The following is a 12,327-nucleotide window of genomic DNA, read 5'->3' as shown; positions in this document are numbered from 1 at the left end:
CGTCGCCGTCGCCGTCGCCGGCCAGCTCGGTCTCGGCGCCCTCGCACTGACGACGTTCGTCTGCTTCTGGGCCACGGCGGCGGCGCGGCATGTCGCGGCCGGCCACGGAGCCCGGGTCGCCTTCCACCGGGAGGGCGAGCCGGGCGACACCCGTACGATCACCTCCGCCGAGCTGACCCAGGAGGTGTGCCGGGCGGCGCACGCCCTGCAGGCCCCCGGCGTGCACACCGGCGACCGGGTGGCCATCTTCATGCCGATGATCCCGGACACGGCGGTGGCGATGCCGGCCTTCGCCCGCAGCGGAGCCCCGTACACCGTGGCGACGTCAGCACCCTCACCGACTCCTCGGTGAGGGTGCTGACGTCATCCGCGATCGACTGCGATCGGCAAGAGCTTCGGAGGGGGAGGCGTAGTACTACCGCACCACGCCCGGCCAAGTCACCGCTTTCCCCCTTCGAGGGACTTGAGCGCGAGGTTGAGCTCCAGGACGTTCACGCGGGGCTCGCCCATGAAGCCGAGCGTGCGGCCCTCGGTGTGGTCCTCGACGAGCTTCTCGACCCGGGCGACGGACAGGCCGTTGCGCTCGGCGACCCGGTGCACCTGGAGGTCGGCGTACTGGGGAGAGATGTCCGGATCCAGGCCGGAGCCGGAGGACGTCACCGCGTCGGCGGGCACTTGCGAGGGCTTGACGGTGTAGCCGGGGACGGAATTGTCCTTGACGACCTTCGCCTTCGCCTCCTTGACCCACTTGATGAGCTCGGGGTTGTCGCCGGAGCGGTTGGTCGCGCCGGAAAGGATCAGCCGGTACCGGGTGTTGACCGAGTTCACACCCAGGCCGTTGGCGGGGCGCGGCTGGAAGTAGTCCAGGCTGTAGCCCTGTTGTCCGATGAGGGAGGAGCCGACGACCTTGCCGTCCGCCTTGATCTCGGAGCCGTTCGCCTTGTCGGTGAACAGCGCCTGGGCCACACCTGTGACGGCCAGCGGGTAGATGATGCCTGTGAGCACGGTCAACACCAGCAACGCACGCAGCCCCGCCCCCAGCAACCGAGCCGTGTTCACAACGGGGTTGTTCATGTCCTTCACCACGCCTTAGAAGAGTTACAGCCCGGGGATGAGCGAGATGAGCAGGTCGATGGCTTTGATGCCGATGAACGGGGCGATCAGTCCGCCGATGCCGTAGATCGTCAGGTTGCGCCGCAGCATCTTGTCTGCGCTGACCGGCCGGTACTGCACGCCCTTGAGGGAGAGCGGCACCAGCGCGATGATGATCAGCGCGTTGAAGACGACCGCCGAGAGGATCGCGGAGTCCGGCGAGGACAGGCCCATGATGTTGAGCTTGTCCAGGCCCGGGTAGACGGCCGCGAACAGCGCCGGGATGATCGCGAAGTACTTCGCGACGTCGTTGGCGATGGAGAACGTCGTCAGCGCACCGCGCGTGATCAGCAGCTGCTTCCCGATCTCGACGATCTCGATGAGCTTGGTCGGGTCGGAGTCGAGGTCGACCATGTTGCCGGCCTCCTTGGCGGCCGACGTGCCGGTGTTCATCGCCACGCCGACATCCGCCTGGGCCAGCGCGGGTGCGTCGTTCGTGCCGTCACCGGTCATCGCGACCAGCTTGCCGCCCGCCTGCTCCCGCCTGATGAGCGCCATCTTGTCCTCGGGCGTGGCCTCCGCGAGGAAGTCGTCGACGCCCGCTTCCTCGGCGATCGCCTTGGCCGTCAGCGGGTTGTCGCCCGTGATCATGACGGTCTTGATGCCCATGCGCCGCAGCTCGTCGAACCGCTCCCGCATGCCGTCCTTGACGACGTCCTTGAGGTGGATGACGCCCAGGACGCGGGCGCCCCTGTGGTCCTCGACGGCGACCAGCAGCGGGGTGCCCCCCGCCTCGGAGATCCGGTCGGTCACCTCCTCGGCGTCCCGCGCGACTTCGCCGCCCCGCTCCCCCACCCAGGCGATGACCGAACCGGCCGCGCCCTTGCGGATCCTGCGTCCGTTGACGTCCACACCCGACATCCGGGTCTGCGCGGTGAAGGCGATCCACTCGGCACCGGCCAGCTCACCCTCGTGCCGCTCCCGCAGGCCGTACCCCTCCTTCGCCAGTACGACGACGGAGCGGCCCTCGGGCGTCTCGTCGGCCAGCGACGACAGCTGGGCCGCGTCCGCGAGCTCGGCCTCCGTGGTGCCGGACACCGGCACGAACTCCGCGGCGCGGCGATTGCCGAGGGTGATGGTGCCGGTCTTGTCGAGCAGCAGCGTCGACACATCACCGGCGGCCTCGACCGCCCTGCCGGACATGGCGAGTACGTTGCGCTGGACCAGGCGGTCCATGCCCGCGATGCCGATCGCGGACAGCAGCGCCCCGATCGTCGTCGGGATCAGACAGACCAGCAGGGCGACCAGCACGACCATGGTCAGGTGCGTGCCGGCGTAGTCCGCGAAGGGCGGCAGCGTGGCCACGGCCAGCAGGAAGACGATCGTCAGCGAGGCCAGCAGGATGTTGAGCGCGATCTCGTTCGGCGTCTTCTGCCGGGCCGCACCCTCCACCAGGTTGATCATCCGGTCGATGAACGTCTCGCCCGGCTTCGTCGTGATCCTGATGACGATCCGGTCGGACAGCACCTTCGTACCGCCGGTGACCGCCGAACGGTCGCCGCCGGACTCCCGGATGACCGGCGCCGACTCACCGGTGATCGCCGACTCGTCGACCGAGGCGACGCCCTCGACGACATCGCCGTCACCGGGGATGACGTCCCCGGCCTCGCAGACGACCAGGTCGCCGATCCTCAGGTCGGTGCCCGGCACCTGCTCCTCGCCGTCGTCCGACAGACGGCGCGCCACCGTGTCGGTCTTGGTCCTGCGCAGGGTCTCCGCCTGCGCCTTGCCACGGCCTTCGGCAACCGCCTCCGCCAGATTGGCGAAGACCACGGTCAACCACAGCCAGGCACTGATCGCCCAGCCGAACCAGTCGCCCGGGTCCTTGAAGGAGAAGACGGTGGTCAGGACGGAACCGATCCACACCACGAACATCACGGGGGACTTGACCATCACCCGCGGGTCGAGTTTGCGGAAGGCGTCCGGCAGCGACCTGACGAGCTGCTTCGGGTCGAAGAGGCCCGCGCCGACACGTCCTTCGGCGGGCTTGTGCCCGGTGGGTACGTCGCTGTGCGGCGCCCGGGTCGGGGTGGCTGTGGACATCGGGTCCTCTTGCGTCGTTGCGTCGGTTGTCATGACGCCAGCCCCTCGGCCAGCGGGCCCAGCGCGAGCGCGGGGAAGTAGGTCAGACCGGTGATGATGAGGATCGCGCCCACCAACAACCCGGTGAACAGCGGCTTTTCCGTGCGCAGGGTGCCCGCGGTGGCCGGCACCGGCGTCTGCTCGGCGAGCGAGCCGGCCAGCGCCAGCACGAACACCATCGGCAGGAAGCGGCCGAGGATCATCGCAAGACCGGTCGTCGTGTTGAACCAGTCGGTGTTCGCGTTCAGGCCCGCGAAGGCCGAGCCGTTGTTGTTGGACGCCGAGGTGAAGGCGTACAGCACCTCGGAGAAACCGTGCGCACCGGAGTTGAGCATCGAGTGCGGAGGCGTCGGCAGCGCCATCGAGGCCGCCGTGAAGATCAACACCAGCGCGGGCGTGATGAGGATGTAGCAGGCCGCCAGCTTGATCTCGCGGGAGCCGATCTTCTTGCCCAGGTACTCGGGCGTACGGCCGACCATCAGACCGGCGATGAACACCGCGATGACCGCCATGATCAGCATGCCGTAGAGGCCGGAGCCGGTACCGCCGGGCGCGATCTCGCCCAGCATCATGCCGAGCATGGTGATACCGCCGCCGAGGCCGGTGAAGGAGGAGTGGAAGGAGTCCACCGCACCGGTCGAGGTGAGCGTCGTCGACACCGCGAAGATCGACGAGGAGCCGACGCCGAAGCGGACCTCCTTGCCCTCCATCGCACCGTGCGCGAGCTGGAACGCCGGGCCGTGGTGGGCGAACTCGGCCCACATCATCAGGGCGACGAAGCCGACCCAGACGGTGGCCATCGTGGCGAGGATCGCGTAGCCCTGCTTGACCGAGCCGACCATGATGCCGAAGGTGCGGGTCAGCGCGAAGGGGATCACCAGGAGCAGGAAGATCTCGAAGAGATTGGTGAAGGGCGTCGGATTCTCGAACGGGTGGGCCGAGTTGGCGTTGAAGTAGCCGCCGCCGTTGGTGCCGAGTTCCTTGATGGCCTCCTGGGAGGCGACCGCGCCGCCGTTCCACTGCTGGTGCCCGCCCAGGAACTGACCGACTTCGTGGATGCCGGAGAAGCTCTGGATGACACCGCAGGCGACCAGCACGATCGCCGCGATGAAGGCGCCCGGCAGCAGGATCCGGGTCACACCGCGCACCATGTCGGACCAGAAGTTGCCGAGCTCACCGGTGCGCGAGCGCGCGAAGCCCCGCACGAGCGCCACCGCGACGGCCATACCGACCGCGGCCGACACGAAGTTCTGCACGGCCAGCCCGGCGGTCTGCACGACGTGGCCCATGGCCTGTTCGCCGTAGTACGACTGCCAGTTGGTGTTGGTCACGAAGGACGCGGCGGTGTTGAACGCCTGGCCCGGGTCGACGGCCTTGAAGCCGAGCGACAGCGGCAGGATGCCCTGGACGCGCTGCAGCAGGTAGAGGAAGAGAACGCTCACGGCCGAGAACGCGAGCACGCCGCGCAGGTACGCGGTCCAGCGCATCTCGGTGCCGGGGTCGGCGCCGATGCCCCGGTAGATCCACTTCTCGACCCGCCAGTGCTTGTCGGAGGCGTAGACCTTGGCCATGTAGTTGCCGAGCGGGACATAGGCGAGGGCCAACGCGCCCATGAGGGCGAGCAGTTGGAGAGCGCCTGCGAGTACGGGACCCATGGGGTGGCTCAGAACCTCTCCGGGAAGATCAGGGCGAGGACGAGATAGCCCAGCAGGGCGACGGCCACGACGAGTCCGACGATGTTCTCGGCGGTCACAGCTTCGTCACCCCCTTGGCGACGAGGGCCACCAGCACGAAGCAGGCGATCGTGGTGACGACGAAGGCCAGATCGGCCATCGTGAACTCCTGGAAGGGTTCGGTCGGAAGGGACGGTTCGACGAAACAGCCTTCGCGACCGGGAACCCGCGCCGTTGACGGCTCCCATACGGCGCTCCGCGCGCCTTTGACGGAACCCTTACGGCTGTAGAGATCCCCGCGCCCGTGACACGTCCTTGCTGCAGGACCGGGCCACGGCGGGCCCGCGTTGCGGCACCGTCAAGAAGGACCGCAGGGCCGTATGGGTCCCGTCAAGGCCCATTCCTCCACGTCGCAAGGTCTCTTACCGTCTGGCGTATGGGGCAGCGCGACGACACGCGAGGGCCCGGATCCGGCATGTGCGGTCCGGAGTCCGGTCCCGTGCTCCACGATCGCCGCTGGGCGGGGGATCTGATCAGCGCCATTCGCTGCGCGGTCGTACTCCTCGCCCTGCTCATCCTGATCGACTGGTGTGCGGACACGCTGTCCCTGCGGCGCGGTGCGCTGTGGTCCGCGCTCGCGGTGCTGCTCTTCCTCCTGCTCTGCCCCGACCGCATCCGCCTCGGCGAAGGCTGGCTGACCTCACGCCGGCTGCTGCGCACCCGAAGGATCCGCACCGACCAGCTGGTCTCGGTGCGCGCCCTCGACGGGATCACACGACGTCTCGTGCTCAGGGACGCCTTCGGTGAGCACGTCGAACTCGACCTCCAGGTCCTGGTCGACAACCCCGACCTCTGGTACCGGCTCCACGAGGACGCCCGCAAGTCTCTGACCCTCGGCCCCCTGCAGGGCGGGTCCGCCGCGCTGGAGCGGCTCTCCGTGCGCGTGGAACGCGAGACGGCGCTGACCGTGTTCAGGGTCTCCGATCTGAAGTGACCGTCCCCGTTCAGTTCCGGTGGTCCGTCGACTGCGGTTGCGGCCGCACACCCGTCATCAGGATGTCCAGACCGCGCCGCGTGGTCGCCAGGACGACACGGTCGCCCGCCCGCAGGATCCGTCCCTGCTCGGGACGCCAGTCGAAGCCCGTCCGGCCGGGGTGCGCTCCGGTGAGGCCGTCCACGGCCTCCGACGCGGGGAGCGGCCCGGCGGCGGTCCCGACGGCCAGCACCCGCCATGCGTTCTCGCGGAACGCCTCGTGCACGGAGCGTCCCTCCAGCTCGGGATGCCCCGCCACGTCCACGCAGGTGAACAGCAGCGAGCCCCGCTCGACCGGCATCACCCCCAGCACATGGCGGCCCATCATCGCGGCGGCGAACGAGGGCGCAGCCAGCGCGGTAACGCTTCTGCTCCGGGTCAGGGCATCGGGGTAGGAGGCGCGCAGGGTGCGCTGGACGGTGGCCGCGAAGGCGTCGTCGTACAGGCGCGTCACCACCCGCACGGCGGGGTTGGTCTCACGCACGGCCATGACGATGTCGAGGTTCTGGCCGTCGTCACGGGTGAGGACGAGCAGCGAGCCGCTCTGCCGGACCCGGGCGAGTTCGAGCACACCGGGGGCCGTGGCGTCCTCCAGGATCAGCGGGATGCCGAGCTGGCGGGCGAGGGCGACGCCGCGGGCTTGCGGGTCGCGTTCGATGCCCACCACCTGGTGGTCCGTGGCGCGCAGCCGGTCCAGCACCCGGGTGCCGACCATCCCCAGACCGACCAACACGATGTGGCCGTTCACACCGTCGTCGGGCGGATGGCTCGCCGAGGCGGTGCGGAAGGCCTCGGTGGCGTTCATGGTCGCGGCGACCACGAGCGGGAGCACGGCCAACCCCACGAAACCGGCGAGGAGTTGCAGCACCCGCCGGGCCACCGACTCCTCGGTGGCCGGGTCACCCATGGTGAAGATGTCCAGCAGCGGCAGATAGAAGTTCTTCCACCACGGATGCTCGTCGGCGAAGAGCGCGGTGGCGGTCGCGAGCGCGAGGACGACCGCCGTCAACGCCCCGTAGACGGCCGCGAGCTGGTGGGAGAGGAAGACCTTCCACGGCAGATGCGCGAGCCGCGCCCGAAGCCACCGCCGGGGATGCACGCGCCGGGCGCGGGCGGTCGCTTCGGAGGCGTGGTGGGTGACCTCCTCCAGCATCAGCCGGCCGTGCGTGGACTGCCGGTGGTGGGCGGTGCGGGCGTCGGGCAGCAGCTGGGTGCCCTCCTCGCCGGGCGTCTCGGCGCTGTCCTGGCTGGCCGGGTCGTCCTGGTGGGCGCCGGACAGGACGGCCAGAGTGGCCAGGTCGGTGACGTTCGACGGGGACCCCGCGGGCCGTACGACACCGCGAAACACCTTCCCCTCTACCTGGAGGGTGTGGCCGTGGCCTACTGCGGCGGCCGCCACCAGCTCCGGTACGGCGGTGTCGGCGTCGGAGAGCACCGTGGTGGAGGTGTCCTGGGCGGGGGCGTCGCACAGCCCGGCGGCCCGGTCCAGCAGCCGCTCCAGATGGTGGCCGCGCTCGCGGTTGAACATACGGACGACCAGCCGCACCGAGGGGTTGATGGTCCGGGCGAGCAGCGCCGCCGTCATGTTGACCTGGTCGTCCCGGTAGGTCAGGGCGAGCGCGGCGGCCCGCTCGACACCCGCCGCCCGCAGCGCCCGCTCGTCGGGGCGGACGGAGAGGTGCAGCTCGACCGGGGAGTGCGGGTCGTCGTGCAGCGCGGCGATCTCCGCGCCGCGCTCGTCGCTCGCGGACGGCAGCACGACGGTGACGATCTCGCCGCACACGGCGTCCAGTTCGACGGCGAGCCGGTGTGCGAGGGCATCGTCGCCACAGATCACCATGTGCTGCGATCTCGGGCCGGGCGGTATGCGGATGGGGAGAGTCGACGTCACACCAGGCAGAACGCCGCCGCTCGCGAGGGCAGTTCCAGCGGGACACCGCCCACTACCCAAGACTTCGCCAAGAGCATGCCAACAAACTCCGTCCTTTCCGTCGCACGACCCGGTCGGCCGCCACAGCACAGGGCAGGAGCGGCGACCCTGTCTTGACGTGCGCGGGGCGGACAGGGTGAAAGCGGCGTACTGGCCACGGCCGTGGCGACCTTCGCCCACCGTCGGCGCATCCCCCCGTCCCTCCTGGTCGTCGCCGGCCTCGTCGTGGCCCTGCTGCCGGGCGCCCCGAGATCGAGACAAGCCCCGAGATCATCGGCCTGCTGGCGCTGCCCCGCTGCTGCACGCGAGCGCGGGGGACTTGTCCTGGCGCGAGCTGCGGGCGGTGTGGAAACCGGTCGGGATCCTCGCGATCGGCCTGGTCCTGGCGTAGGCGGCGGCGGTCGGCGCGATGGCCTCGCTGGGTGACGCCGCTGTCGTGGCGGATGGCGTTCGTGCTGGGCGCGGTCCTGGCCAGTACCGACCCGGTGGCGGTCACGGCACTCGGCAGACGCCTGGTGCCGCCCCGGATCCAGGTCCTGGTCCAGGCGGAGAGCCTGTTCAACGATGCCACCTCGCTGCTCCTCTTCCGGGCCGCGGTGAGCCTGGCCGTGGCGTCCGCCGCGGCGGACTGGGCGCGGCGGGCGGCGAGTTCGCCGTGCCGGCGGGCGGCGGCACACTGATCGGGGCGGCCGTGGCCCACGTCGTCACACTCATCCGGCGGCGCACCGAGGATCCGGTCCTGGAGACGGTGATCGCCCCGGTCACGCCGTACGCCGCCCATGTTCTGGCCGAGGCGGCCGACACCTCCGGCGTCACCTCGGTACGGGGGCCAGGCTGAAGCCCTGCACGACGAGGGTGACGACCACGACCGAGGTGGTCAGGACCAGCACCAGGGGGCGGTCCGCGAGCGCCGAGCCGCTGCTGGTGGTCACCGGGATCGGGAGGGCCGCGGCGAGGGGGACGACGCCCCGGGTGCCCGCCCAGGTCAGCGCCATCGGGACCCGTCAGTTCATGGGGCGGATGCCGCCCTTGCGCTGTACCACCGCCGACAGGGGAGCCGGCCACAGCAGCCGTACGGCGATCAGGGTTGGTCCGCCGCTCGGGCCTCGCCCTCGAACCCGACCACCGAGCGCGAGGAGGCCGCGGCCGGCTGCCGCCTCGCCCACGCGGCATGCGCCGCCTGGAAGAACTCTCCACGCTCGAGGCCGTCCCCGACGTCGTGCTCGACCGCCTCCACCTCGGCCTCACCGCCCGCCTCGCCGACGCCCGCGACCGCCTCACGCAGCACACCGGCCAAAGGGCCCCGGCCGAATCCACCGACCTGGTCTACCGCGAGCTGCGCCGCGACGTCATCGCCTTCCAGGCGGTGGAGCTGCAGCGCCTGTACGACGCACACGTCATCAGCGACACGACCCGCAGGCGGCTGCAGCGGTCGTTGGACCTGGAGGAGGCCCGCCTGACGGACATCTGAGCCATGACGCTGGGTGTCCGGTCCTGATCGTCGAACCCCAACCCCCGGACAGCCCAAACCACCGCAAACCTCCCCAGAAGCTGCCTTCCTGGGCCCCGCTTGAGCCGAGCAGCGAGTCTTAACGGAAGATTGACGCCGTCGCCCCCCTCATCCGTGGGCCCTTGCGTCACTCTCCGCTTACGCTGGTGCCGCCGTCCGCGTGATGGCCGGAATCCACACGCTGAGCCGCACCTCAGGAGCACGCCGATGGCCACGACCGAGCACCCGCCTCCCAGTCGCCTGCGCGCCTGGATGCTGGAGGGCCTGTCCGACATGGGCAAGGGCATCCAGCAGGCGCCGCACGCCCAGCCGGAGCCCCCGCACCAGGGGCAGCGCTGGTACCGCGTGATGTGCCTGACCGGCGTCGACTACTTCTCGACACTCGGCTACCAGCCCGGCATCGCGGCGCTGGCGGCCGGCCTCCTGTCGCCGGTGGCGACCATCGTCCTGGTGATCGTGACGCTCGCCGGTGCCCTGCCGGTCTACCGCCGAGTGGCCGAGGAGAGCCCGCACGGCGAAGGCTCGATCGCGATGCTTGAGCGGCTGCTGTCGTTCTGGAAGGGCAAGCTGTTCGTCCTGACCCTGCTCGGCTTCGCCGCCACCGACTTCCTGATCACCATCACCCTCTCGGCGGCTGACGCCTCGACCCACCTCGTCGAGAACCCTCACCTCACCAGCACCCTGCACGACAAGCAGATGCTGATCACGCTCATCCTGGTCGCCCTGCTCGGCGCGGTCTTCCTCAAGGGCTTCCTGGAGGCGATCGGCGTCGCGGTGGCACTGGTGGTGGTCTACCTCGGCCTCAACGTCGTCGTCGTGGCCGTGGGCATGTACCACGTGATCACCGCGGGCCATCTGGTCACCGACTGGACCAGCGCCCTGACCACGGAACACGGCAACATCTTCGCCATGATCGGCGTCTCGCTGCTGGTCTTCCCCAAGCTGGCGCTCGGCCTCTCCGGCTTCGAGACCGGCGTCGCGGTCATGCCGCACGTCCAGGGCGACCCGGGCGACACCGAGGAGAACCCGCGGGGCCGCATCCGCGACACCAAGAAGCTCCTCACGGCCGCCGCGCTGATCATGAGTGTGTTCCTGATCGCGACGAGCTTCATCACGACCGTGCTGATCCCGGAGAAGGAGTTCAAGTCCGGCGGCCAGGCCAACGGACGCGCCCTCGCCTATCTCTCGCACGAATACCTGGGCAACGCCTTCGGCACGGTCTACGACATCTCGACCATCGCGATCCTCTGGTTCGCCGGCGCCTCCGCCATGGCCGGCCTGCTCAACCTGATGCCCCGCTATCTGCCCCGCTACGGCATGGCGCCGCACTGGGCCCGCGCCGTGCGCCCCATGGTGATCGTCTTCACCCTGATCGGCTTCCTGGTCACCTGGATCTTCGACGCCGATGTCGACGCCCAGGGCGGCGCCTACGCCACCGGCGTCCTGGTCCTGATGTCCTCGGCCGCGATCGCGGTGACCATCGCCGCCCGCCGCGCCCAGCAGCGAGGCTGGACCATCGGCTTCGGAGTCGTCTCCGCGGTCCTCCTCTACGTCACCGTGGCCAACGTCATCGAGCGCCCGGACGGCGTCAAGATCGGTGCCTGCTTCATCGCCGGCATCATCCTGGTCTCGCTGCTGTCCCGGCTGGCCCGCGCCTTCGAACTGCGCGTCACCAGCGTGACGCTGGACGACATGGCGCAACGTTTCATCCGGGACATGGCCAGCCGCAAGATCCGCTTCATCGCCAACGAGCCCGACCGGCGCGACAAGGCCGAGTACCGCGACAAGATCGAGCAGATCCGGAACGACAACGACATCCCTGGCGAGGACTTCGTCTTCGTCGAGGTCACGGTCCTGGACCCCTCGGAGTTCGAGGCCGGCCTGACGGTTCGCGGCGAGGTCCTCCACAACCGCTACCGGGTGCTGACCCTGGAGTCCTCCTCCATCCCGAACGCGCTGGCGGCCCTGCTCCTGCACGTCCGCGACACCACCGGGTGCACCCCGCACATCTACTTCGAGTGGACCGAGGGCAACCCCTTCGCCAACTTCCTGCGCTTCTTCCTCTTCGGCCAGGGCGAGGTCGCCCCGGTCACCCGAGAGGTCCTCCGCGAGGCAGAACCGGACCGCGCCCGCAGGCCCCGCGTCCACACGGGCTGACACGGGTCTGTGCCCCTCCCCTGAAGGACGGCCGGGCAACTCCGCGCGACCGCGCCACGGAGGCGCCCCGAAGGGGCGCGGGGAACTGCGCGACCGGCCACGACGACGCCGCAGACGATCAACAGCAGCTCGAGGCACCCCGCGGCGCAGCCGCATACCGGCATCGACGGGCAGGGGCCCGCACCCCCCGAATCCCCGTCACCCACCCTCGTCCACCAGGCCCCGTTCCGCGCCCTATCGTGACCGCATGCAGAGCTACACCATCGGCCAGGCCGCACGACTGCTCGGCGTGAGCCCGGACACCGCACGCCGTTGGGCCGACGCCGGCCGGGTGGCGACCCATCGCGACGAGGGCGGCCGACGGCTCATCGACGGCCGGGACCTGGCGGCCTTCTCCGTCGAACTCGCCAAGGCGGCCAGCACCGAGGAGGAGACCTCCTACACGTCGGTCCGCAACGCCTTCCCCGGCATCGTCACCGCGATCAAGCTCGGCGACGTGGCGGCCCAGGTCGAGATCCAGGCCGGCCCGCACCGCCTGGTCTCACTGCTGACCCGCGAGGCCGTGGAGGAACTCGGCCTCGAAGTCGGCATGGAGGCGACGGCTCGCGTGAAGTCGACCAACGTACACATCGACCGCACCTGACCCACGAACAACTCCCCTGATCTGCGCACCGCAAGAGACCAGCGGCGAGGGTCAAGGCGACGCATAAACGCGCATACCCGACACAACACCCCATCGGGGCTACCGTGGGCCCGGGCACAAAGCCCCCAGTCCCCACCCCTGCGAGGC

12 protein-coding genes and 1 pseudogene are annotated in these 12,327 nt (G+C 70.0%); 7 read left to right on the top strand and 6 right to left on the bottom strand.

Going from position 1 to position 12,327, the window contains the following annotated elements; genetic code table 11:
- Nucleotides 1-85 precede the first annotated feature (85 nt).
- Nucleotides 86-319: pseudogene (locus ACWC1K_RS27350) on the top strand (AMP-binding protein); the annotation flags it as partial.
- A gap of 119 nt (nt 320-438) precedes the next feature.
- Here ACWC1K_RS27350 and ACWC1K_RS27345 read toward each other — a convergent pair.
- Genes ACWC1K_RS27345 through kdpF form a run of 4 tightly spaced genes read right to left on the bottom strand, consistent with a single transcriptional unit; the run spans nt 439 to nt 4,987 of the window.
- Complete coding sequence (locus ACWC1K_RS27345) at nt 439-1,074, bottom strand: potassium-transporting ATPase subunit C (RefSeq protein WP_450835071.1); 636 nt, start codon at nt 1,072-1,074, stop codon at nt 439-441.
- A gap of 24 nt (nt 1,075-1,098) precedes the next feature.
- On the bottom strand, nt 1,099-3,195 hold the full coding sequence (gene kdpB, locus ACWC1K_RS27340) for a potassium-transporting ATPase subunit KdpB (protein WP_450835070.1): 2,097 nt from the start codon (nt 3,193-3,195) through the stop codon (nt 1,099-1,101).
- A 29-nt stretch (nt 3,196-3,224) separates the two neighbouring features.
- Nucleotides 3,225-4,889, bottom strand: coding sequence for a potassium-transporting ATPase subunit KdpA (gene kdpA / locus ACWC1K_RS27335; protein WP_450835068.1), 1,665 nt, complete (start codon nt 4,887-4,889; stop codon nt 3,225-3,227).
- 8 nt (nt 4,890-4,897) lie between these two features.
- Nucleotides 4,898-4,987, bottom strand: a complete 90-nt coding sequence (gene kdpF / locus ACWC1K_RS27330) for a K(+)-transporting ATPase subunit F (RefSeq protein ID WP_016434100.1) — start codon at nt 4,985-4,987, stop codon at nt 4,898-4,900.
- Nucleotides 4,988-5,343: 356 nt separating this feature from the next.
- Here kdpF and ACWC1K_RS27325 point away from each other — a divergent pair, with 356 nt between their 5' ends.
- On the top strand, nt 5,344-5,901 hold the full coding sequence (locus ACWC1K_RS27325; RefSeq protein ID WP_450835067.1) for a hypothetical protein: 558 nt from the start codon (nt 5,344-5,346) through the stop codon (nt 5,899-5,901).
- Nucleotides 5,902-5,911: 10 nt separating this feature from the next.
- On the opposite strand, the gene ACWC1K_RS27320 is transcribed toward ACWC1K_RS27325, so the two are convergent.
- Nucleotides 5,912-7,780: an NAD-binding protein gene (locus ACWC1K_RS27320; protein WP_450835065.1), complete on the bottom strand. Its 1,869-nt coding sequence runs from the start codon at nt 7,778-7,780 to the stop codon at nt 5,912-5,914.
- A gap of 512 nt (nt 7,781-8,292) precedes the next feature.
- Between ACWC1K_RS27320 and ACWC1K_RS27315 the strand changes: the two genes are divergently transcribed.
- Together ACWC1K_RS27315 and ACWC1K_RS27310 are read left to right on the top strand one after the other, a co-directional pair.
- A complete protein-coding gene (locus ACWC1K_RS27315; protein ID WP_450835064.1) occupies nt 8,293-8,550 on the top strand; it encodes a cation:proton antiporter domain-containing protein in 258 nt (85 codons plus the stop codon).
- 11 nt (nt 8,551-8,561) lie between these two features.
- Nucleotides 8,562-8,708 carry a hypothetical protein gene (locus tag ACWC1K_RS27310; RefSeq protein WP_450835063.1) on the top strand — a complete coding sequence of 49 codons (147 nt, stop codon included), beginning with the start codon at nt 8,562-8,564 and terminating at the stop codon, nt 8,706-8,708.
- Here ACWC1K_RS27310 and ACWC1K_RS27305 read toward each other — a convergent pair.
- Nucleotides 8,683-8,865: a hypothetical protein gene (locus ACWC1K_RS27305; protein ID WP_450835061.1), complete on the bottom strand. Its 183-nt coding sequence runs from the start codon at nt 8,863-8,865 to the stop codon at nt 8,683-8,685. The two genes, ACWC1K_RS27310 and ACWC1K_RS27305, sit on opposite strands and share 26 nt — an antisense overlap.
- A gap of 176 nt (nt 8,866-9,041) precedes the next feature.
- Here ACWC1K_RS27305 and ACWC1K_RS27300 point away from each other — a divergent pair, with 176 nt between their 5' ends.
- From ACWC1K_RS27300 to ACWC1K_RS27290, 3 genes are all read left to right on the top strand, one after another.
- Nucleotides 9,042-9,341 (top strand): hypothetical protein, encoded by a 300-nt coding sequence (locus ACWC1K_RS27300; protein ID WP_450835059.1) that lies wholly within the window; start codon nt 9,042-9,044, stop codon nt 9,339-9,341.
- 246 nt (nt 9,342-9,587) lie between these two features.
- Nucleotides 9,588-11,537, top strand: coding sequence for an amino acid transporter (locus tag ACWC1K_RS27295; protein ID WP_450835057.1), 1,950 nt, complete (start codon nt 9,588-9,590; stop codon nt 11,535-11,537).
- A gap of 247 nt (nt 11,538-11,784) precedes the next feature.
- A complete protein-coding gene (locus tag ACWC1K_RS27290) occupies nt 11,785-12,180 on the top strand; it encodes a TOBE domain-containing protein (protein ID WP_450835056.1) in 396 nt (131 codons plus the stop codon).
- Nucleotides 12,181-12,327 lie beyond the last annotated feature (147 nt).

The organism is Streptomyces sp. NPDC001492 (assembly GCF_053597275.1).
Note: the sequence above shows the minus strand (reverse complement) of the source record. Positions and strands in the feature narration are given on the sequence as shown.